The sequence below is a fragment of the Rhodopirellula sp. UH5 genome (assembly GCF_056839225.1).
In genome coordinates this window covers 3,293,006-3,318,454 of sequence record NZ_CM166390.1, presented here as the reverse complement: position 1 = coordinate 3,318,454, position 25,449 = coordinate 3,293,006, and the positions used below count along the sequence as shown (strand labels likewise).

At 57.6% G+C, this 25,449-nt stretch carries 3 protein-coding genes; all 3 read right to left on the bottom strand.

Annotated features, from left to right (window positions below):
• Positions 1–83: 83 nt before the first annotated feature.
• The 3 genes from fliM to UH5x_RS11710 all read right to left on the bottom strand — a co-directional run bounded on the left by fliM (position 84) and on the right by UH5x_RS11710 (position 25,395).
• Positions 84–1,373: a flagellar motor switch protein FliM gene (gene fliM, locus UH5x_RS11720; RefSeq protein WP_047813619.1), complete on the bottom strand. Its 1,290-nt coding sequence runs from the start codon at positions 1,371–1,373 to the stop codon at positions 84–86.
• 7 nt (positions 1,374–1,380) lie between these two features.
• Complete coding sequence (locus tag UH5x_RS11715; protein WP_047813618.1) at positions 1,381–2,685, bottom strand: glutamate-5-semialdehyde dehydrogenase; 1,305 nt, start codon at positions 2,683–2,685, stop codon at positions 1,381–1,383.
• Positions 2,686–2,841: 156 nt separating this feature from the next.
• Entirely contained in the window at positions 2,842–25,395 is a 22,554-nt protein-coding gene (locus UH5x_RS11710; RefSeq protein ID WP_482635753.1) for a tandem-95 repeat protein, read from the bottom strand.
• Between the last annotated feature and the right edge of the window lie 54 nt (positions 25,396–25,449).

The following is a 25,449-nucleotide window of genomic DNA, read 5'->3' as shown; positions in this document are numbered from 1 at the left end:
CATCGGAGGGATTGAGCAGGAGTTCGTCGTCCGTGCTTTGGTGCTCGGGCAGCGCTGCTCGGGATCTTGGCTTCGCGTTTGCGTCACTTCGTGCGTGACACCGGTTTGCTGACGGGCTTGGGTTTGGGTGGCACTGCGGGTTTGCTTGGTGCCACGTCCAAAGTCTCCTCCATGTCCGCTTCCGCGTTTTCAGCTTCGGAAGTCGTTGGCGAGTCGTCATCCAGTTCCTGTTCTGGATCAATTTCGTCGGCTTCCCGAGATTTGGGTTCGATCGTGGCTTGGATCTGGGCCGCCTTCTTGCCTTTGTAGGCACCCGCGATGGCAGAAAACTTGGGAACGTCTTGGACGGACAGTTCCAACGCGGAGTTGGCGGCCTGTTCGGTTGTGATGATGTCGCCCACGGACAGATCCAAGAGGTCGCTGGTGCGAATTTTGGACCTCGCCAGAGTGACCACCACATCCACCGGAGCCGCATCGATGCTGTCGGCAATTTTTCGGCGGGATTGGGGGGTTGGGTTGGTTTTTCCGTAGCCCACCCAGCCGTTCCGCGACAGTTTGGCGTTGTACTTTTCGATCGAATTGAAAGGAATGCAGAGGTTCATCATCCCTCGGTTTTTACCAAGCAACACTTCGAATCCAACCAAGATGGCGACTTCGTTGGGAGGCACGATTTGGGCGAGTTGCGGGTTGCTTTCGGTGGTGTGGATCGAGGGTTCGAGGTGAATCACATTTTGCCAGGCGGGGACAATTTGTTCCAAGAACAAATCGACGACACGGCACATCAACCGAGTTTCGATTTCGGTCAGCGGTCGACGGATCGTTTCCCCCGGAACGGGGTCGCCACCGAGCATCCGGTCGATGATGGAGTAGGCAAGTCCCGGCGCAATGTCGAGGACCCAGTGACCTTCCAGCGGCAGTGGCTTGATCACGTTGAAGCAGCTTGGATTGTCGAGACTGAAGACAAATTCGCTGTAGGTCAGCTGGTCGACGCTGAGCAGCTTGACCTCAATCATGGTCCGAAGCAGACCGGAGATGGAGGCTCCAAAATTACGAGCAATCGACTCGTGGAGCGAATGCATCGCCCGCATCTGGTCTTTGCCGACGCGTTCGGGGCGTTTGAAGTCGTACGCCGTCACTCGTGAGCCGGTCGGCACACCAGGTGAGTAGGGCTTGGAGTCGGCTGGATGGGCGGCACCGACGCCGGGAGCGGAAGAACCAACGCTGGTGTTGTCGCTTGCCTGGGATGGAGCCGACGGATCAGCTGAGTCCTTCTTTTCGGTGGGTGCGCCGGCCCCTTCCTCGTCCAAATTGGCCGTTTCCATGGCCTTCAGAAGATTCTCGACTTGATTTTGACTCAGTGATTCGTTGGACATCGTGTCCTCAGCCTCTTATGTGACCGTTCCCACGTACGATGTACTTGTAGCTGGTCAGTTCCCGCAACCCGCATGGGCCCCTGGCGTGAAACTTATCGGTAGAAATCCCGATTTCTGCACCCAAGCCGAACATTCCGCCGTCATTGAAGCGAGTGCTGGCGTTGACCATCACGGCAGAACTGTCCACCAGGGCGGTGAATCGCTCGGCCGCCGCCAGTTCATTGGTGACAATCGCGTCGGTGTGGCCCGAGCCGTAGTGGTTGATGTGTTCCGCGGCTTCGTCGACCGAATTGACGACCGCGATGCTGATCTGTGGGCCCAAGAATTCGGCACCGAAATCAGCTTCGGTCGCGGGAATTCCGCCGGGAACGTGGGGGGCTGCACGTTCGTCGACGCGCATTTCGATTCCACGCCCGGCCAAGCGTTTCGCGATGGCTGGGAGTGCTTGGGCGGCAATCGATTGATGAATCAGGAGTGATTCGCAGGCGTTGCAGACGCCCATCCGTTGACACTTGGCGTTTTCAATGATGTCGACCGCCATCTCGACGTCCGCGGATTCATCGACGTAGACGTGGCAATTTCCGTCGTAGTGCTTGATGACCGGCATGGTGGCTTCGGCGGCCACACGACGAATCAAATTTTCGCCGCCACGAGGGATCGTGACATCGATGAAATCGGCTTGCTGAAGAAAATGCCCCACAGCGGCTCGGTCGGTGGTTCCAACCAACTGGACGGCATCCTCCGGAATCCCGACTCGGCGGCCCACATCGTGCAGCACGTCCATGATCGCACGGCTGCTGTGCGCGGCTTCTTTGCCCCCGCGAAGAATCACCGCATTGCCGCTTTTGACACAGATACCTGCGGCATCGGCGGTCACGTTGGGGCGACTTTCATAGATGAAGAACACGACGCCCAAGGGAACGCGACGTTTTTCGATTCTCATTCCGCCTGGCCGTGCAAAGCCCTCCAGGACTTCGCCAATCGGGTCGTTCAGGGCGGCGATTTCGCGCAGGCCGGTGGCGATTCCGGCGATTCGTTCCGCGTCCAACCGCAAACGATCGATGCCCGCGTCGGTCAGCCCGTACTTGGAGGCGTTTCCGAGATCCAACTGGTTGGCTGCGATGATTGCATCGGTCGCGTCCACCAGTGCGTCCGCGGACTCGAGCAGCCATTGATCCTTGATGTTGGTGTCCAGAGTCCCAAGCAAGCGGGAGGCCGCTTTGGCGCGACGGGCAATGTCAACGCACTGCGCCGCAAGATCGTCGGACTGGGGGGCGTCGGGTTGGGTGTCGGTCGTGGAAGCGGTCGACATGGGAACCTATGGATTCAGGTGGCGATCATGAGAATCGTGATACGAAAACCGGCTGAGATCAGGGAAATCCCAATCTCAGCCGGTCGTTCTGATTGTCTGGCATTGGCTCGTTGAGGTCAACGTCAACGAGTTTGCCGAGGTCTTCGGGACACTGTCTTACAACAGTTTTGCCATCGCGGCGTCGACCGCGGATTGCAGCGATTTGCTGCGATCATCGCTGTCCGAGGAGCCCTCTTCCGCTTCGGTGGTGGCCGAGGCGAGGCGGTCGAGAACATCGTCGCCCAAGTTCACGGAACCTTGCCCGACGAACTTGTCACTTTCGGACAACACTTCGATCAGCGGTTCACCGGCCGCGGTGGAGGACGAGGCATTGGCCCCCACATCGGAGCGGGAAACCGCCGCGGCGACACCATTTCCGGTGGTTTCCAGGTTGGTCGATGCCGTGATCGATTCACCCAGCGGTTCGCTGTCGTTCCCACTTGCATCCCGCCGGTTCAGCTCATTGATGACCTGCAACGCATCGAGCGAGCTGATGCGAAGGTCACCGCTGACGTCGTAGTAGCGTCCAGGTTGCGAAGCACTTGGTCGGCCGTTGTCACCCTGGGTCACGACCAAGTCTTCATCGACCGTCGGCGTGTAGTCCGATGCGAAGGAGGAGAAGCGATTGAGGTGGTTGATGATCAACAGAGCATCCAAGGCCGAGACCTCACCGTCGTCGTTGACGTCGGTGTTGAGATCGGGATTCTGCAGGCGACTGATGACCACTTGCAGTGACACCGTGGCCAATCCACTGCGACGACCTTCCGAGTCAGCGATCGAGTAATCGAACGAATCGCGACCGGTGTAGCCGACGGCAGGAATGTACCGCAGCGTTCCGTCGCCGACGTTCTGGACTTCGCCCGCCAAAGGTTGGCGTTCGATTTGAATCGAGCTGAAATCCAGTCCATCCGCATCGGTGAAGTTGTTGCTGATGTCGATCGTGATGGCTTCGTTGAGGAAACCGGAGCGAACCGAATCACGTCCCACCGGAGCCGCATTCGGGCTGATCGTGACCGTTTCTTCCGTGCTGAAAGCCCCGTCATCGTCCGCGACGATGTAGCGGAACTCGTCGTTGCCGGGGAAGTTCGTGAACGGCGTGTAAGTGATCGTTCCTTCGACGGGGTCAATAGAAACGCTACCGAACGCGGGCTGCTTGGTCACGGTCAACGAGCTTGGGTCAATCACGCCATCGACATCGACGTCGTTGTCCAAGACCCGGATCACAGTGCTGCCGGGGCTTTGTAACGTTGGGACATCGGGTTCCGTCACAGGACCGTCGTTGACACCGGTGACACTGACGCTGACCAACACCGAGTTGCTGGTTCGGATCGGCGTTGCGTTGGCACCTGCTCGGTCAGCCACGGCGTAGCTGAACGAATCGTTCAGGGGGGCCGAACTTGGTTTGAGTGCTTGCAATTCGGTCGAAACAGTCGGGTCGTAGGTGATCGTTTGCGTGACCGGGTCGAAGGTCACCAGAGCACCCCGCAGTGAAAGTTGCGGTGAACTCATCACGATTTGCAATTCATCCGGATCGATGTCATTCAAGTCGACATCAATATCGTTCGCCAACAGTTCAGCCGCACTGATCACACGGATCGTGTCTTCATCGGTCGTGAAGTTGTCCGGTGCTGGTGTGGGGAAATCGTTGACAGGTTGAATGTTCACTCGCAGTGTGACCGGGGTTCCTGCCAGGCCTTCGCTGTCGCGGGCGACGACCTGCAAGTCAACCGCACCGTTGGCGTTGAGAGCCGGTGTGAAGGTCAGGATGCCGTCTGGTGAAATCGCAGGTTGCCCATTCTGAGTGAACAGAGCCGAGTCGGCCGAGTTGACGGTTGAGACTTCGAACGAAACCGATTGGTTGGACTCGTCGATCGGGCCGGGCGAGATGTTGGTTGCCCACTGCGTGGTGTAGGGGCCACGGTCTTCTTGCACGCGAACGGTTGGTCCGGCAGTGAACGTTGGAGCATCGTTGACTGGATCCACCGTGATGGTGAACGTTCGAATCGTCGAGGCATTGATGTCACCGTTGCCGGCATCGTTGGGGCCTTCGTCGAACAATTGCACCGTGAAGGTGGCGGAACCATTGAGGTCTTCCGCCGTCACGTACGACAGGGTTGCGTTGCCCGCGGCGTCAATCGATGCCGAAGGTGGCGTGTCAAACAACTCGGGGTTGTTCGACGTTTGAACGATCTCGAATCGGAGTGGCTGACCATCCGTGCCGGTGCCAATTTCATCGTTCGCTCCGGGAGGTCCGGCTTGAACGTTGGTGGCCCAGTTTTCGATCACAACACTTCCGCGACCGCCACCATCATTTTGGTCTTCGTTGCTGGTCACATCGCCGGCACCACTGAATTGAGGTGCATCGTTGACGGCGAAGACTTCGAACGTGACCGTTCCCGATGCGATGCGAGGTTCGTCAATCGGTTGGCCGTTGTTACCAACGGGGACGGTGACTCCGTCGTCGGTGACGGTGTAGATGAAGCTATCCGTTCCGACGAAGTTGGCTCGAGGAGTGTAGATGAATCGAGTGATGACACCGTTTTCGGTCACGCTTTGCAGCGTGCCGCCTTCGGCGGTGGTCACTGGAATCGGAGTGGTCAAGGACAGCGATTGGTTGCCACCTGGTGTGGTGTTGGCCGACTCGTTGGCTGGTCCAACGGCGAAGACGTCCAGCAATCCAGGTGAGGTGCCGTCGCCGTTGACCAACACATCGAATGTGCCGTCTTCTGACAACGAGAAGTCGAGTGGGTTCGTGCCAGGGGCGCTGAATTCCGGTTTGATGAACGGACGGTCGTTGACCGGTTGAACGTCAATGGTCAGCGTGACCGGCAAGGAGGATCGCAAGTCACCTCGCGTGCTGTTTTCCTCTTGGTTTGAACCTGGCAGGATTTCGGTCAGCACCACTTCAAATTCGAAGGTGCCGTAGACGTTCTCTTGAGGTTGGAAGGTCAGGACGCCGGTGTCGCTGATCTGAGGTCCTTGGATAAAGAAGTCTTGCAACTCATTGTCCAGGAAGGACAGCGTTTTCACGGTGAACCGAACGTCTTGCCCGTTGATGAAATCAACTTCGTCAAACGCACTCAATGGCGGACCGGCAGCGATGCCGACGGCGAAGTTGTTGATCCGTTGGGGACCCCCATCTTCTGCCACTTCGTACGACAAGTCATTGGCGACGAACTGAGGTCGGTCGTTGACCGGGTTCAGGTTCAACTGCACGATCGATGTCGAACGACGACGGTCTTGGACCAGTGTTCCAGTGTCGCTGGAATAGGTTTCGCCGTCACCTGGGAAGTCGTCACGGACTTCGAATTCGAACGAGTCAAACGGCGTGCTCGGATCGATTGCGTTGTTGAAGTCCACAGGAGGCGTGTACTCCAAGCCGATCAGCAGGTTGCCTTCAAATTTCGGTGTCAGTGTTCCACCCAAGACCGTGCGGTCGGGGAAGTCGAACAATTCCAGTTGTTGAGGACCGCCGGTTGGGAAGCCAACGCTGAGCGATTGATCTTCGTTGTCTGCACCGACGGTGTAGATGTCCAGCAGACCAATTCGCTGATACGAGCCGACTTGCACCAAGGCTTCTGGGATCGCACGGCTGAGGGGGATGAAGTAGTTGCCCGTCGTGACGGCGTTGGCTGGATCGCTGCTGCCGGTTGGTTGGGTGTTGTCTTCACGCAAGGTGTACTGAATCACAGCTTGATCGTCGAAGCCGTCGCCATCGGTGTCGGTGATTCCGGTGATTGAGTAGGCCTCATCCGGATCGTTTGGCACCGCGTCGCCGGTCAGCCCGGGACGAATGCGTGGTGCATCGTTGACCGGACGAACATTGACAGTGAACGTGGTCGCCGGGATTTGAGAAGGAGCGATTCCGCTTTCGACGGGATACAACTCATACGTCGCCTGGCCAACTTTGTCAGGGTTCGGTGCAACGGTCAGCGAGGCTTCTGTGTCACCGCCGACGTAGTTGACAACCGGGAGACTGGACAGCACGCCATTGGGGTCAGCGATCAGGCGGACCTCGAATCCGGTGACGATCTGCGAGAGCAACTCGTCCGATGCGGTCGAAGTTGCCGAGAAGATTTCGGTCAGGAAGTCCGGCACCGTGGTCGTCGACAGATCGTCTCGTTCCAAAACATCGACCGTGCTCAGGTCATTGTTGAAGACGGGAGCGTCGTTGACTGCATCGACGGTGATCGTGATCGTGCCCGCATTCACCGAGCGACGGATCGCATTGATGTCTTGTCGCGTTTGGGCAGGAGACGTGATGCGGGTGAAGGCATCGTCTTCCACCGTGTACAGCAACAATTCACGAGCCGCGAATGGCAGTTCACTGTTGTAGTTTTCAGCCGGAGTGAACGTCACACCGCTGAAGTAACGACGAGCTTGACCCGCGACCTGAACGCTGTCGACGGTGAACGTGTACGTTCCGCCCGCATCGCTGTCGATGGTCGCGGTCGCTGCCCCCGCAGGGACTGAGTTGATCTCGATGGCGTTTCCGCCTGGTGTCGAGAAGGACACGATTCGAAGGCTCTGTTCGTTCTCGTTGAACGGAGCACCGAGTCGGTTGTCAAACATTCCGCTGGCATCCGTCAGTTCGCCCATGCGGATCGCGGAAACAAGTTGCAGCGAAACAAGTGATTGGCCCGCGGGAACACCCAGTGCGGATGAGTCGGCCAAGGCACCGATGCCTGCGGCACGCAATTGTTCTTGCAGAGTTGTTGCAACAATGTCGGAAGAATCGGCGACGGTGAACGGCACGATGACATCAGCACCAGCGGTTGGTTGGCCGGACAGATTGAACTCGACGACGTGGATGGTTCCAGCGTTGTCGGTGATCGTGAATCGTTCGCCGTCAATCAATCGGTCACCGGCGGGTACCAGGATGTTGGTGCCGCTAAGGGTGACGCTGGTTGGCGACAACGATCGAGTGATCGTATTGGACGTCAGCAACGTGACGCTGTTGCCATTGGCTGTCGCACCGATGTCCAAAGTTCGAAGGGCATCCGCCAGCGAGGTTGCAACATCGTCGATGGATCCCGCTGCATCGTATTGGACGACCGCATCGTTGCCCGATGAAAGCGTTCCCGTGGTGTTGAGTTCAATGCGACGCACCACACCATTTTCGTCGGTCAACGAGAATGTTTGGCCGCTGACCAGATCACCAATGACTGGCAGCACGATGTCCGTTCCGTTGAACGTGATCGCGGTTCCAGTTGGATCCACCGAGACAATGTCGACGGTGTCGATCTGCCATGAGGTCAAGGTGACCGACTGAGCGTTCACACTTTGGCTGACCAAGGCAGCCTCCAATGCGGCAGAGACTTCTGCAGGTGTGTCAGTCATCGAGTATTGAACGAGGACCGCATTGGGGTCGATCAAGGTTGTGCCCGTTTGGAACTCAGCAACAACCAATGTCCCATCGAGGAGTTCGACGATCAGGGCGTCACCGGCTTGAATGCCGGTTCCCGCGGGAACGATCACGTCAGATCCATCCGGAACCAGACCGGCTCCCGCACGATTGACGCTGAGCGATGCGACGCTGTCCATTCGGACGCGGAATTCTTGTTGTGTGCCAGCGGTTTCGACGGCACCGAAGCCGGCCAGCAACATCGCGTCAGCCAAAGCGGTGGCGGCTTCTTCGGCGGTGCTGGAATCGCTGATCGAAACAGGGATCGCACCGGAGACCAGAATCGAACCGGTTTTGGTGAACGCGAATCGAGTCGGTGTGCCGGCGTTGTCCGTGACGGTCACAATCTCACCGTCGGAGATCAAGCCGCCTTCGGGAACCGTGATTCGGCCCGCAGCGGAATCGACCACCACAGCGTTCTGCCCGGTGACCAAAGCGAGTTGACCAGAGGCGTCGAAGTTGACAGTCGCATCCGTGACGGTTCCGCCAAATCCAAGCGAACGAAGTGTCAATTCAAGACGTGTCGCCAGGACATCCGCGGTTTCACCGTCAGCGAACTGAACCACTCGATTGGAGCCGACTGAAGCGATGCCAGTGGTGTTGAATTCCAACACCACACGGCGTCCGTTGCCGGCGGTGACAATCAGTGTCTCGCCGTCACGCAGTTGATCCGCGTCGACCATGGTGACGGCCGATGTCGTGGCCACGATCGCGGAAGGAGTCACGTTCACTCCGTCGAGCAACATCACGTCGCTGATGGTCAGTGGTGTGTCTTCGACTGTGTTGGCATAGCGATCGTAAGCGACCGGGGCGTCGTTGACCGGTTCGACAAAGATCGTCGCCGACTGCGTGATCGAAATCCCTGCAGGATTGCGATTGCCGCGATCGGTGTCGTCGCTGACGTTGCCGACGGAGGTGTCTTCGTTGATGCCGTTGTCGATGGCGGTGTAAGTGAATTCCACTTCGCCGTACACGTTTGCAGCCGGCAAGAACGAGATTTCGTTCGTGTTCGGATCCAGTGTCAGCGTGCCTTGGGTTGGGTCGGCCAAGGCAACCGCAGTGACAACCACAGGGGCGTCGTTGCTGTTCGTGCCCGCGTTTTCATCGGCGGCACCGGTTGGGCCAGCCATGTCGTTGCGGGTCAGGTAAGCCGTTGGGAAGACCAACACCGTGTCTTCCGTTGGCGTTGGAACGGCACCAGTGAAGAAACCGGTGTAGTCCGTGTTCGCGTTGCCATTGGCATCGGTCAGGCCCACGTAATCGGAGGCCAAAACAGGAGCATCGTTCTGAGGCGTGACCCGGATCCGTGCGGTCGCAGGGGCCGAGATCGGTCCGATCGCATCGAACTGATCACGGACGCCGTTGCCGATTCCAAGCACGTCACGTTCCGCTTGGCTGAGCGAAGCGTTTAGGTTGGCTTCCAAATCGGAAGGCAATTCGGAGATGCCGTTGTCGATCAACGTGAAGGTGAACGCGTCGACGGACAGACCGCCAACGGTGGTTCCGTTGTCACTGTTGAAATCAACCGCCGGCGTGTAGGTGATCTCCGTGATCCACTCGTTCGTCGGATTGAACGTCGCGGTCAGTTTGCCACCTTCGGGCGTGCTGGCTTCTGCAAAACGATTGTCTTTATTGATCGTGGTCCCACCGGCAGTGATCGAATGCACGAAGACGGCTTGGTTGGGCTCGTCCTGGACATCGGTGCTGGATCCCAAGTTGAACTGGGCATCTGCGTCCGGAGTGGATCCTGCGATCAGTTCCGCAGCGGTGATCGTCAACGGTGCACCACCGTTCGTGGCGGTCGCTTCGACCATCACAAACGATTGGTCGGTGGCACCCGGAGCATCGTTCTCCGGAACCACATTGACGGTCACGGTGCCGCAAACGGGCGGGTCGCCGGCATCAACGTCGCAGTCGATGTTGCCCAGGTTTTGCTGGGTCGACAATCGATAGGTGAAGGTGTCGATCCCGTAGAAATCGGGGGCAGGAACGTAACGGAAGCTGCCATTCAGATCGTCACCTGCATCGGTGTCGATTTCGAGCGTTCCGTTGGTGGGTTCATCCACGACGAAGTACCGCACTGGCAACAGTTGACCGGCGCGGTTGGCCGCACTGATCAAACCCTGAGACGCGTCCACATCGAGCGTTGCGTCTTCGAACGCGGTGTAGGAACGTGGTTCTGGTTCTGGCAATGGAATTGGCAGGACCGAGACGAGGTAATCTTCCACTTCGCCGCCGATCGCCACTCCATCAGGCCCGATGTTGCCAGCGTCGTTGACGCGGAAACGAGCCCAGGTGTCAAACGGCAAGCTGCCAACATTCAATGGCGTGGTGACGTTGACGATGTTCGTGCCAGTGGTCACTGGAACATTCGACAACACCTGCTCGTCGTCGTCAAAGGTGCCGCTGCGGTCGAAGTCGATCCAGCCATTCAGCAAACCACCGCCCACCACGTCCACTGCGATGTCCGTGCCCGCTTCATCGAAGGGGTTCAAGAAGCCGAGGACCTGATCCGCGTTCAACGATGTGAGGACTTGTCCCCCGGCCCCGGGTTCGCCGAAGACGCGGAAGAAGTTCAGTCCGTCATCGAAGCGAACGATCGAGACCCCATCCTCATCGTCGATGGCACGCACTCGAATGCCCGACGCGTTGGTCGGATGAGTCAATGCATCCACGCCGCCACCGGTGAAGTCCAGTTGCGGACGGATGGCCGTCAGCAACGCGATTTCGATTTCTCGGAGCGTGTTGCCCACGTTGAACAGAACCGGGATGTTGCCCGGCGATGGGTTGGTTGCGGCGTCGAGGAATTCAAACGTGAACGATTGCGAACCAATCACCAAGGTGATCGTTTCACGAACGGTCGGCATCGCAATGATTTCGATGTCGATGATGTCGGTGTCGGTCGTCAGAGAAACCGACACGGCTGCACTGCTGGCCGAGATCGGAATCGTGACATCGTCGCCGACGACATCGTTGGTTGCCGAGTTGGAAGGCGTGCCGTCCACTTCGGTGTCGATGCTGTTGCCCAATCGAACGGAAGTGCCGTCACTGATGACAGCGTGACGAGCACCGTTGCCGGGGATTGAGCTGTTCAGTGGGCTTTCCAGCAACGTGGCGTAGCTGGCAGGAGCATCACCAAAGTCGAAGCGAACTTCGGGCATGATGATGGTGAATCGCGTTTCGTCATTGACTCGCGTCTCACGGACGGGGTTGCCTGCCAAATCCGAGACGGCAGGGATGCTCAGGCCGGTGACGTCGACGACGCCATTGCGGGTGAATTGAGCGGAGACCGCATTGGCACCGTCGATCAACAACGTGCCACCACCAGGAGCGAAGATTTCGAGCCCTAGGTTGGCGTTGAGGATCGTTCGTTGAAGCGTGGCGGCAACCGATGCTTCGCTGAATGTTGCCGAAGGCAGGAACTCAACCGGGACAGCACCGCCGCTGATTCCGCTTTGGACCAGTCCGCTGGTTTCAAGGCTGATCGTGGTGACCGTGCGAACTTCACCGGCAGGAACGATCGAAGAGGCTTCGTTCAGCTTGATCGAGTTCGCTGTGGCCACAGGAGCCAATTCATCCGGGTAGACCGCACTGATGACGACGGATGTCTTCGCTGCCAAGGTGGAAGCATCGTCGCCACCGCCAACCAGAATCAAACGATCAGGACTGGTCAGGGAGGCATCGGTCGTGAATCGGAAGGTGGTGGCAACACCGCCGACGTCCAAGGTGAACGTCGTGCCATCGACGTCGGTTCCGGTTTGTCCTGCGGGAACCGTCAGTGACAATGAATCGGTCACGCCCGGCATGCCCGAACGCGAAAGTTGCGAGCTGGTGATGTCCAAGACATCCGATGCCAATCCACCCAGCAGCACGCTTCCGTCGCCGGTGGCTTGAGCTGAATCCAGTCCAAGAGAAACGCCGCCAACCGCTGCGACAATTGCTTGTGCAACCTGATCTGGGGTGCTGGTGCGTGAGATCGAAACCTGCCGCATGGTGTCCGTTTCAACAAACGAATTGCTGTCGTCGAAGACGAATTCAACGGTGGTTCCGTTGGCCGTGTACAGGAAGCTTTGACCGGACTCAACACCATCGGTGGTGCCGTTGAGTTCCATTCCTGCGACGGTGGATCCACCACTTCCCAAGGTCACGGTGTGACCGGAAAGGGTGCCGAGCTGGATCGAATCGAATCCGATCGCGACGGGAGCCAGGTCCAAACGCTGAGCGTAAGTTTGACCGGAACCGGCGTGGACGGAGTTGATGGCGGCGAGGATCTGATCGCGGATGTCGGCAATGTTTCCGACACCGGCCAGGTTGACTGCCACGTTGCCCGCGGCAGTTGACCCAGTGAGGTTGATCTCAAACGATTGACTGGTTCCGTCCGGAGCGGTGATCGTGAACACATCGCGATCAAGGAATCCGCTGGTGACATCCAAGATTCGAAGCGTGGATGTTTGTGGGACGGTGACCGAAATGCCACTTTCAAATTCGAAGACGGTTGGTCGACCGGCCGAATCCAACACGGTGACTTGATCACCATCGGAAATTTGATCGCCACTGACCGTGTCAAACGCAATTCGCGACTGGTTGTTCAGCGTGATTTCGTAGACCGCGTCTTGACGCCACAGACCCGCCAGAGGCGTCAAGCGAATCGTGCGGCTGTTGGCGCTGTAGCCGAACGTGAAGTCGCGATCGGGTAACAGGCGACGGCCGTTCTCCGTCAGCAGGACCGAATCAACCGTGATGGTGTCAGGGTCGGGGCCGGTGCCCGAAGGATCGACCAGTTGAATTTCAAAGAATTCAACGGTTTGCTCCGTGTTCGTCAGACGAACGAAGGAACTGCCGGGGTCGGTATCGCCCGAGGTAACGTTTTGAGCCGCTGCTTCGACGCCATCCGCGTCGAAGGGATTGATCAGCAACGCGACGGGACGCCCATCATCGGCACGGTCCAGTGCACCGCGGTCGATGAAGACATTGGCACCTGCACCGCCGGAACCACTGGATTGCCCATCGACACGTGGTTGACCGTAGGCGTCAAACGCGGGGGCGATGATTGGCGAGGCCGAAATGCCAACTGGATTCTTGACCGTGTTGAAGAAGCTGTTGCGGTCGGGCAACGAAGCGAACGAACTGTCAATGATCGGGCTGTTCTCAACCGGGATGTACAGCGACCGCGAAGGGTCTTGGAACAACGCGGTTCCGTCCGGAATGATGATCGATGAGCTGGCGATGGGCAGCGTCGAGTCGGTGCCGTTTTCGTGGAAGGCATTGCCGCCAACGACGGTGTTTCCGGAGGTTGCCGTGTCAACTTGGATGCCAACGTTGAATCCAGAGATGACATTGTTGAGCAGGGTTGGATTGGCACGGCCATCGACCGTGATGCCATCTCCGCTGCCGGTGTTGACGACCGTGTTGTTGACGATGCGGCCGAACAGGTTCGGCGCGGGGCTTTCGCCATCATCGAACGTTCCACCACCGAACAAAATGCCGCCGGTGCCCGAGTTGGACACGACGTTGTTGATGATGACCGCACCCGGAATCAATCCGGTTTGGTTTTCGTTGCGGAGCAAACGAGCAGAACCTGGAAGCGTGTCTTGCGTTGTGCCGGATGTGGTGTTGCCTTGACCGCGATCACCCAGCGTCGCCGAGATGCCGTAGTTGGCCGAGTCGGAGATGAAGTTGCTGCTGATGATGATCTGGCCTTGGTCATCGGTTCGGTTCACGTCGGTGATGCCGAACTGATAGTCGACCATCAAAACGTCGCGATCAGGAACCCGTGCCGAGGATTCCGCGTTCGGACGAATGGTCAGTTGGTATTCACCAAACTGCTGATCCGTTCCGCTGATTGGACCAAGCCCGAAGTAAGCGCTGTTGCTGACGACGACGTCATAGAAACCATTCGTCGTTGCGGTGAAGTTCAAGAATGCTCCGCCAACCGTTTCACCAGGGGCCATCGTTGGGGTGAAGCCGGACAAGCCAAGGATATTCGCGTTGAAGTCAAAGTTATCGCCCGCTTTCAAAACCGAGATCACCGGCAATTCGAGAGCGTCGCCGGCCTTCGTGAATCCAAGCGAATCCACATCGATGTCAACCGATTGACCCGCCGAAAGATAAATTCGAACCGAGTCAAGGTCGTTCAGCGGATTGGACCCCAAGACAATCAAATCGTCGACCACATTGAATGGGGAGACACCCAAGTTGACGGCATCGCCGATTTTTCCGACACCAACGAAGGTGTCGACATCACCATTGACAAAGCCGGAAACGGAAGACTGAGCAAGTTGATCCAGGAAGTTGATGTACTCGACGGTGTCTTCGTCGTGATCGACGATCGCGATCCGTTGGCTGGTTGCATTGCCAGCAGCCGTTTCTTCGGCGACCAAATCCATCTTGATGAATCGACCACCGCTGGGGTTGACCGTGATGGCCTGGCCGAACAACTCGACTCGTGTCGAGTTGGAGGCACCCTGTTCCGCACTGTCGGATGTCGCCGCGGTGATCGCGAGAACATTTTGGACTTGGGGTGAGTTGATTGCATTGCGAATCGCTCTCGCCACGTCGGCGGGATCGGTGCCACTCGGGTCGAACGGCACGCGAACGTTTCCGGTTTCGACACCGTTGCTATCAAGGATGCTATCGAATTCAAAGGTCAGCTGACGGGTGCCATCATCCAACACAAACGTGTCGCTGGCGGTGACGGTCGAGTCCAAGCTGGTGCCGACATCGATCAACGTCGATCCAGCGGGCGCGATCAGAGTGACAGCTCCGTCGGCCAAACGATCGTTGGAGTCGAATGAGCGACCGGCACTGATTTCCTCGTTGAGTACCAGGTTGATTGGGTTGTAGTCTTGGGGCACGCCATATTCGTCGGCGGTGCGGATTTCCAACGAATAGGGACCCACCAACGTTTCGTTCTGCCGTTCCGGCTGGACGGCTTGCGGGTGTGAGTCCGGCAAGACCGATGGGTCGAACACGTAGTTCGTGTTGTTGACCGGAGCGTTGATGACCATTTCACCCCGTTCGGCCAAGCCAATGATGATGTCATCGATGTAGACACCCTCGACTTCATTGTCACCCGCACCCGCGGTGCTGATTTGGTTGGTTGCGTAGCTTGACGATGCCCCGACGCCGAACTCATCCCCAGGCATCGAAGTGCCAAAGAAGTCGGATTGCGACAGTCCATAAGACCCAATGTCCAGAGCGGTGGCGTTGTACAAGCGAAGCGTGTCGCCACCGTAGATTGGGTATTGGTCAGCCGACGCAATTTGATTGTATCCCGTCGCTGCCGATGCAAGGCGACCGAAGCCCTCTGCAAATGCATTCCGCATTTGCTCCGTGACTTCATTGCCCGTTTGAGTCAACGTCACCTGGATCGGTGTCGGTCGAGTGTCAGCGAAGAAATTGACATCGGGATTCACAATGGATTCGAACGAGACCACCAGAGAATCGCTATTGGACAACTCGACGGACACCGCATTGAGAAGATGAACTTCACGGTTGTTGATCACCACACCCTGCAACTCGCCGCTGATCGATTCAGCCACACGTTCCGCCAAGACATCGGCGGTGTCATTGACATCGTAGAAGATTTCAAACGCATTTGCCGGCGGTGTCGTGACAAACGTGTAGGTCTCCGGAAGCGATCCGCTCGGGTCGTCTTTGCGGAACACGGAGAACGATTCGCCAGGAACAATCTCGCTGCCCTTTGGAAGCGTGATCGGAACGGCGTAGGTGTTGATCTGCGACTCGGCAAGTGTCGTCACCGTCGTCGTGGAACTGATCGTCGCTCCAAGGACATTGCCGGCCAAGCGGAATCCGTCTCCGTCTTGATCGAGGTAGGCCTGGAAGCTGTCGTCGAACTCATTGAGTGCCAACACGATGTCGCTGCCGATTTCTTCGGCTGTGGTCGTGCTGTTGAAGTAGACACTGATGTCACCAGCGTTGGGGACGCTCAGTCCTTCCCGGACCAAGGTGATTGTCGTGGACTGGAAGTTTCGGAACAGCGTGATTCGTTCACCGTGGTGAACCAAGTCACCCGATGGAATGTCGAAGTCCCAAATGTCATCGGTGCTGGTGACGGGATTGAATGCGAAGGACGTGGTTGCGTTGCTCGAGACCACACTGTTGGCCGCGACTGACAAGACGTTTCCATTGACAATGGCGGAGAAACGCGTCGGGAGATCTCGGAGGACTCGGTCGGCCAATGTGGACCCTGCCGTGCCAGCATTGTCATCCGAGAACGGGATGATTTGGTCTCCCGCCACATCCGGGAGGGCACTGTCCGAGAAGCGAACGACGTAGTCGGAACCGTCGGTGTCCACGAAGGTGATGTCTTCGTTGTTGGCAATCGAAGCACCGTTTGGAATCGTGATCTCGATCCGGTTTTCGTTGGCAACCTCCTCCGTGATGGTGATCCCCGTCGGCGCGGGAATGAAACTCGCACTCGTGTCAGGATTCAGGAGGACGACGTCACCTGATCCGTCCACATAAGCCTGCGTGTTGTTCGGCAATTGCTGCACAATCTTCTGAGCAATAGCACGTTTGCTGTCGAATGAATCGACATAAATCTCGCCGGGGAAGAAACTGTCCGGCGGAATCGAATTGTCAACGTTGGTGTACGTGAGCGTTGTCACTACCCCGTCAGGACCCACGACTTCAATCTGTTCACCAACCTCAAATGTCAACGCGGTTGGAATCAGCATTCGCTGAGCGGACTGCTCGACTTGAGTTGGATTGGACTGGCCAGCAGCGATGTTGGCGTCAACGAGAACATCGCTTGCGGCGCGGAAGCTAACGCGACCGTTGCCTTCGAAGTATGGGGCAAGCGACTTGTCGATGGAGGCGACGACCGTCTGAGCAACTTCATTGGCGGTCATGCCAACGTTGAAGACAACTTCGTTGAGTGGCTTCGGTGTCGTCGACGGCACGGTGACAAAGGTGATGTCGGTCGGACCGTTCGGACCGGTGATGGTCAGTTGATCGCCATTTTCGAGATCGGCTCCGGTTGGGAACACGACGTCGCGTCCCAAAATCGTTTGGAACAGAACGGTATTGAAGAGGTCGTCTTGGAACGAAATGACTTCGTTGTCGACCAGATTCTTGCCCGCTGTTCCGGAAACATTGATGGACCCGAAATGCGTTCGCATGGATCCCGATGTCGAGAAATCGAAACGAATTTGAACGTTTTCGTTGCCTGCGAGAGGCGAGACATCGATTCGAGCCTGACGCCAGTCGTTCCCGTCGTCGAAGATTTCCTGGACAAGGATGCCCGTTTCGTTGAAATAGTCGTACTCGTCGCTGAATGCCAGTTCGCGGTAGTTGTTGTTGGTGGCCAACAACTTCCATTCGCCATCGTCCCCTGCACCAAAGACACGGAAGGAGTCGTTTTGCGAACGTGGAATTTCAGCGTCATAGTCGTCATTCGCTTCGACATCGATGAAGTAACTGAAGTACAGCGTTGGTTTGTCAGCGGGGTTGATCTCGCTCAGATCGAATGGACGGGAGACAACCGAGCCTTGACTGCCACCGGGTGCAATTTGCCCGAGAGCATCGCCGTCTGCACGAGCGATGGTGTTGTCTGCCGCGTCGGCGGTGACCTCAAAACCGTAGTACAGCGAACTTCCACCGAAGGTCCGGATCCGCGTTTGGTCTTCGTCAGGGTAGATGCCCTGACCTTCATCCAAGTTTCGATCGTTGGTGGTGTGCCATGGGTTGATCTGCAAATTACTGAACGCGATCCCGTTGACAGTTCGCGCACCGTCGCCAACCGACAATCCACTGTCGAATTGCATCTCAATCGCCGAGCGACCGTTGTAGAACACATTCGCAGGTTTGATCGTTTGTCCGTCCAGTTGCAACGCGTAGAGCCAGCCGTCTTCTGTGGCAGCAAAAATGATTTGTTGCAGTCGGCCGTCTTCCACTGTTTGCGGGCCGAACGACATGCTCTCGAAGACGGGGTGGCGTTGGCCAGTGGTGAAGTCAAAGGGAGCCGTGAAGTGATTCGCGTCAGCAACCACACGACCATAGAAAGTCGTCGGAATGATGCGGTTGTAGGCTTCCAATTCGGGATTGTCTTGTGGGGCCGCAATGGTGTTGTTGGGATCAAATCCGTGGATCCCACCGAGGTCCGTTGTTGCCAGAAAAGTTTCAATCCCGAGGCCAGATGGCGTGTACGCCAAACCAGTGATGTCACCTCCGTCGGCACCGGTGTCATAAATGAACCCGGTGTCGATCACACCGTGCTCAACATCGGGTGATGTTGTGCCGTAGAACGATTGGTAGGGAATCGTACCGTCGAAGCCACGGTGGGTGTTCGCGTTGGTGCTACCCAGGGAAGTGATCTGACCGTTTGATGCGACCGCCTGATACAAAATGTTGCGGGTCAGTTCATCCGGGATTTCGCCCCTGCGACCGGTGTTGTCACGTTCCCCAACCAAGAAGAATCGTTCGTTGTCACTGACCGCGGACGTGTTGATGCTGGTGCCGGACGGGCCAGGCTGGAATGCCATGGCGTGAATGTCCAATTGGGCGCCGTCATCCGCTTCCAAATCGGTACCGGCTTGATTGTCACGTTGGAAGGAGATTCCGTCGTCGCCGGCGCTGCTGGCAGCGGCGTTGAATGGGCTGATGTTGAGGAAGTTGCCAACGTTGCCGTTGTTCTCTGCTCCACTTTGCGGACCCAGACTGTAGGAAAACAACTCGCCGTCGCGACGGATCGCGATGTCACCCGTTGGTTGGCCAGATTGACCGATCAGTCGATCGACTTGTCCCGTGAATGGATTCACGCTGACCAGGACGCTGTTGTTGTTGCCTGAAATCGCTCCGTCCAGCGAAACAAACAAGCGAATGTCGTCAAATGAATAGGGAACGATGGAGACATCGTCAAAAATGGGTTCGACGATGGGAGCTTCGGCGGCGTACTCAAGGTACCGCGTTTCAAACTCGCGGAACTCGTCCGAGTCGATGACGGTGCTGCTTCCACCAAGTGTGTCCTCGGCAATCCGACGCACCGAATTGATCGGCATCAAACGGGTCAACGGGTTGGCCGAATCGGGATTGAAGAATTGATCCAAGGCCTCCGGAACGGCCACTTCACCGGAGACGGCGACGTAGTACGTTCCTTCGGGCAGTTCGACAGGTCCGATGTAGGCATCCAAGACGCCGGCTGATCCGCCGTCCAAGTTGGCCATGTCAACTCCCTCGAGCGGACGGCCTTGGTCGTCGGCGATGTTGGAGTCACGGCTGTGCAGGATCAATTGACCCGCTGCGTTGTAGACCGAGATGGAAGAGTTGACTCGGCCCAATGCATCGGCGTAGTCAATGTCAAATGTCGTGGTGACAAATCGGTTTTCGCTGTCGAAAACGTCCGGGGAAACTTGTTGTGTGAACAAGTCCACTCGGTAGACGTCGACGTCTTCGATGCGAACATCCAAGTTGGTCGAATCGATGTTTCCGATTTCACCTGTGATGACCAACGACCCGCGGTCGGAGGTCAACAGGTTGCCGACCGTTTGAGCGTTTCCTGTGGTGAATCCGAGACGATTGTTCTCGGTTTCGAGCGTTTGTTCATCGCCGCTGTTGCGATTCGCTGGCGTTGGGTCGATGTAGCGAACCTCTTCACCCACGTCACCAACCAATGGTGAGTGCAGCGGAGCGCCGGAGACGGCAATGGCGTCCGTGGCGTAGCGAATGTCGGCCAACTGGACCGTTGAACCCGCTGTTTCATCAGTTTCACGCAAACGCAAAGACAGCTGGTACTGGCCATCTGTTTTTTGGTTCAGGGTGCGAACACGAACGTAGTACGTGTTGTCACGCTGGGTATCGCCCGGCAGCACGACTCGGAATCCGGCGTCCAACGCGTTGGGGGATTCAACCGAGCCGACTCCCAATTGATAGAGGGGGCGGACGTCGTCGACCGAAACACCATTGGGCAGATTGGGATTGGCATACAGTTTCGATTGATCGGTCGTGGAGACCGATGCGTCGGTGAGTTCTGAGAAGCTGTTGTTGCTGCTGGCAACCACGTCTTCGTTGACGTTGATCAGTTCGACAACGGTGTCCAGGCCGAAGGAGGTTTCATCGATGTCGATGAACAGTTCGGTGCCACCGGTTGCCGTGAACCGATAGACGTCTTGGTCCTGAGGGGTCGCCAAGGTTCCGCGAATATTGAATCCGAGTCGCTCGTTTTCGTCTCCCGCGTACTCGTGTTCCGCCAGGTCGCCAATGACCTGCGCGTCATCCGGGGTGGCATTGATCGTGATGTCCGATGCCAACGCACGCTCGTTCTCGAGCACGTAGGCGACGTTGCGGTCGTTGACGTAGGCTTCCAGCTGCAGGCCTTGCCAATCTCCTGCGGCTGGATCGGTGGCGTTGGCGGCGGTTTGCAGCAACGCACGACCGTCGGGTGTGAAGCCAGCGCCAACCGTCTCATCGTTGAGACTGGTCAAGACAACTGGGTTGCCTGGCGTTCCGATGACTTGCAGTGTGCCGCCGATGCGATCCGTGATATCGAGCGGACGCCCGCTGCCAACCAGCGTTCCGTCCGGACCAAATTTAACGACGAGGCTTTGGCCCACATCGCTCTTGAGTCGCAACGCACCGTAGAAGTGGTTGGTCATCGAGACCACGGAACCTTCGACGATGTGAACGATGTCGGTGTCGTCCCACACGCTGTCGGTGGTGATGATTTCACTCCGGACACGCAATCCATTGAGCGTGTTGAGATCCAACATGTTGCCCGCGATCAACGGGCCTTGGTTGTCCAGATCGGTCCCGATGATGCTGCTTGGGCCGGTCGAGCGGCCCGTGTCCAACACGTCATCGAAGTTGAGTGCATCGGGGTTGATGCTGATCGCGGCGCCTTCGTTGTTCGCAATCACGTTGTTCAAAATGACAGGCTGGCTGCCCCGAACAAAGATGACGGATTCGTCGTTGAAGCCGCGGCCTTCGCGTGTGCTGGTGCTGGCAAATCCATCGGCATTGCGAGTGAACGTCGAGTTGGCAACGCGGACGTCGGCTTGCAGGATTTCCAAAGCATTGAATTCTGTGAATCCACCTTCGATAGGGCTGGTGCCACCACCAAAACGAACTTCCGCGAAATCAAGGCTGGCGGTGGTGTCTTGACGGAAAATCAATCCGCCCCAATCACCAGGCGTGCCGGTGCTGGCACCATTGTTGTTGCTGTCAAACGTTCCGCCGGCACCGTAGGTGTCGTCCGATCGCGAGGTGAAGATGACTTTGTTGCCGTCGTCCCCTTCGGCGTAGAAGTCAGCGCCAAAGGTGGCTTCGATTCGAGCCGATTCGGATTTCACGATGATGCCCGGATCGATTGTCAATCGAGCATCGTATCGAGGCTGCAACTTGGTGCCGCCATCCACATCATTGCCAAGGGTTTCTCCGAGCAGCAAGTCTGCACGGAATGTTGTCAGACCGTTGTCCATGAAGCTGGTCTCATCCAGCATCAAGCGTGCGACCAGCACGTATTCACCTGTGATGGGTGTCGAGCGATACAGGTTGCGGCCCACGAAACCTTCGGCGGTCGGCGGCAAGTTGTTGAGGAAGATCCCATCGTTGCGAGCGACGACCTGCATCGTGCTTGCGTCGCTGGCACGGGATTCACCACCATATGGGTCCACATAAGTCATGCGGTAGTCGTAGGCCTGGTTCTCGACCAGTTCGCTGGTCCCGACCAATCCTGGAACGGTGCTGGTGGAGATGCCGCTGAGGTCAGGGCTTTGTTCGCTGGTGAGAATTCCGCCTCGCGTCGTTCCGTCATCAAGATAAAACGTGGCGCGACGATCCAGTTGGGTCACTAGTTCATAGCGGATGACACCAACAGGAGCGGACAGATCACGGCGATAGAGATTACGACCGGCAAACTCACCTGGGGCCGACGGCAAATTGCTCAGACGCACGGCGCCTGTGGTCGAGGAAACCGAACGAGTCGGCAGGCTCGCCAGCGACTCATTTCCGTCGGTGGTGACATAGGTCATCACGTAGTCATACAGGCCATCCGCCAGCGAACCGCCAGCGGTCGATGTTTGAGCGGTGACGCTGAGCACATCCGGACGATCTTCCAGCAGCAATGGACCGCCGGGGTTGCCCTGGATGGTCAAGACTTCGCTGATGGCGTGGACGATGTCATGGTCGTCGAAGCGACCGCTGACCGTCATCGGTTGCAGTTGACCTGCTGCGGGGGTGTCCACGCGAACGAACAACGCATTGATGGTGTTGTTGACGAGCGTGTTGCCGGCGATTTCGGGACCGACGCGACCGTAGTCGCTGGTGAACGAAGCGACCGACTGATAGCGCGGCGAGTGGAAGTTGGTTTCGCGGAAACTATCGGGGTCAGCGCTGATGGCGGCATCGGCGCTGTTCATGATCGTGTTGTAGATCAACGTCGGCCGACTCTCGTGCATTTGCAGAGGTGTCACGACGGGCGCGTTGGTGTCGATCTTGCCGCCACCATATTGCATGTTGGCGTGGGAGACGTAGTCCAAGAAGATGCCCTCGGTTTCCCAAACCGGGCGGCCTTCGGCAAAGTCGAAGTCGTTGCGGAATTCAACACCCGCCCAGTGCCCCGTCGATGGAACGGTTGGCAACGGGTTGTTGTCGATGCCGATGGTGGGATCGTCAAAGCTGGTGAAGAAGACTTCACCGCCGTTCGTAGCGACTCCGTTGGAGTCAACCAAGACCGGTGTCCCCAACACTTGAAGGGCTGCCAGGGAGCGATCCTCGTCAACCGATTCGCTACCGACACTGATCTTTGCAGTCCGCAATTTCAGGATCGCACCCGCGTCGACCATGACGGTGACGCCCTTGGGGACTTCAAAGACATCGCCGTCTGCCAAGGCCCGGTCACCCGTGCCGCCGCGACCGATTTCGTAAGCCGGGTTGTCCTCGACGGTGGAGATCAGATTGTCGGCACCGGCACTTGGGAGCAAGCGAACGATGTCACCGGGCTCAGACAATTCGAAGGCACGACTGATTGTCTTCAGAGGCGTGGCAAAGCTACCGTCGTTGGTGTCGTCACCATCGGCGTCTTTGACCACATACAGCACGCGAGGTTCGTCGGCGGCGGAAATTTCGCGAGCCGTTCGGAACCAAAAGTTGAATTCACCACCTTCGACGCCATCGGCATCGCCGTCCAGTCGTGAACCGGCGGTGTCGGTGATGGTGTTGTTGCTGTCAGGTTTGAACGTGACCCGCAACTGGTAGGTGCCTTCGGTGCGTCCGCCCAGTGCGCTGCCTTCGACTTCGCCGTTGTAGGCATCGTTGCCCGTGCTGCTGACGCCAAGGACGTAATCGCCGGCGCTGACATCGACCGATACCAGCGAGTCGTTGCTGAAGAAGTCGTCATTCGATGCGACCAATTCGTACGTGATCGGGTTGGAACCGGAGGCAGGAACAACTCGATAGAGTTGGACGAGTGTGTCCAGCAGGCTGCTGTCTTCCAGACGCTGTGCAAACGTTTCGGCGGTGATGCGGCCGGTTTCCGCAACGCTGAACGAGTAAAAGTCAACGTCGTCGCTTTCCGGGCGATGCAATGCTTGGCCGAGCGTGACATCGCTTTGGCTGAGGAATTCGGGTTCCGTCGGCAAGTTGGGGTAGGCGTTGCCAGCGAAGTCGGTGAAGAATTCCGAATTGGGTTCATCGGGGCTCGATCCACCTGCCGCGACACCATCGGGTTGTTCGAACAAGTCTCCGATTCCGATGACGTTGCCGACGCCGCGCAGGGCTTCCACAAACCAACTGGGACGATTGTCTGGCGACAAACCGTACCCATCGAACCATGGCTCGCCGGCATCCATGACCAAGATCCCGCGAGACGGGTCTTTTTCGTTGACGCGGTACAGGCTGAAAAGCGTGCCTTCGCCGGCACCGGTGTCTGCTGTCAAGACAACCGCTTGCAAATCACCGGTGACGAACTGCAACCCGCTGTCTTCCGTTTCAACGAATTGAACGCCCATCCGTTTCGAATACAGATCCAGCACTTCACGCACGCGTTGCTTTTGTGCTTCCGTGATCGCGTTGGAAAGCTTTTGCCCTTGGGTACCTGTGCCGTAGAGTTCGGCAAAGTTGTAGGGGTAAATGTTGATACCGGTGGTGGTATCGATTTGCTGGGTCAGTTGAGACTCACGGCGGTATTCACGAAGACCAGCGGCATCAAACGCACCGGGCCAGTTCGGAATCACATCGGTGGTCGATTGAATCAGTCCGCCATCGACGAGAACGCTTTGTGATCCGCCACCGAAGTTGGTGCCCAGTGCTTGCGCATTGCTGAACGTGTCGGGCAGTTCCAGGGCGGTGACATCCGAAGGAGAAGCTGGAATCGCATCGCCGCGTCCGATTCGCAAGCGGAATGTTCCGCTGCCGCTGTTGGATTGGGGGCCGAGCAGGGTGTCGCCGCCGATCACCACATCAGGCAATTCCGAGAGGTCGGAGTCGAAGGTCAGCGTGGCACGATTGAGCGCCGGGTCGTATTCCACCAACGTCGGTGCATAGACCGGGTCATCGGTGTTCTCGACGGTGTCATTCGTGAAGATCAGTTTGTAGAAGTCAGGGTTGACCACCGGCAGCAGCACCGCATCGGTTGATCGAACCACACCCGCATTGAGGTTGGACAACGGATCGTCGTTGAAGTACACGTGCACTTGGTCACGAGCCTGAACTCGCGAGGTGCCATTGAGCGTGATCGGTTGCGGGACAACGGCGACGACTTTGGGGCCAACTTCGATTTCAAAGTCGATGTTCACCGCAGGACGTTGGGGATCATCCGGTTGGGCGGGGGTGACCGCCTGTCCAGATGCGTTCCGCAACGCGACAACGCCGGTCGTGGTGTCGTCGTAACCCGAGATCACAATGCGATAGCGATCATCCGCGAGCGTCTCCGCGAATCGAGCCACCACCACTCGGCCGTTCGTTTGATCGCCTTCGAAACCCAGGAATCCCGGTTGGATTGGGGAGTTGAAGTCTTCGCTGTCAAACGTGCCGTCCCCGCCCGCAGCAACGAAGCGAATCCCGTCCAGCGTGCTGCCATCGACTTCCGATCCGCCATCGAAACGGAACGTCAATTCGGAAGGGGCCACTGACAGGACGTTGTTGTCGTTCAGATCGAACTGTGAACCCGTGTTCGCGGCCACGCTGACCAAACGAGGCCCGCTGATAATTTCCGCTGCGAGCAATTCACGCCGCTCGAGTGTTTGGTGGTGCAAACGGCGAGGTTGCGTCGAAGAACTGCCGCGTCGGCGAAGATTTCGTCGTTGGGTCATGGTTGACCGAAGCCTTGCAGAGATGAATCAAAAACGGGAGAGAATAAGGGGGGA

What these genes read in the sequence shown, in the direction of transcription:
- fliM (WP_047813619.1), bottom strand. Translation starts at nt 1,373, where the DNA reads ATGTCCAACGAATCACTGAGTCAAAATCAAGTCGAGAATCTTCTGAAG.
- UH5x_RS11715 (WP_047813618.1), bottom strand. Translation starts at nt 2,685, where the DNA reads ATGTCGACCGCTTCCACGACCGACACCCAACCCGACGCCCCCCAGTCC.
- UH5x_RS11710 (WP_482635753.1), bottom strand. Translation starts at nt 25,395, where the DNA reads ATGACCCAACGACGAAATCTTCGCCGACGCGGCAGTTCTTCGACGCAA.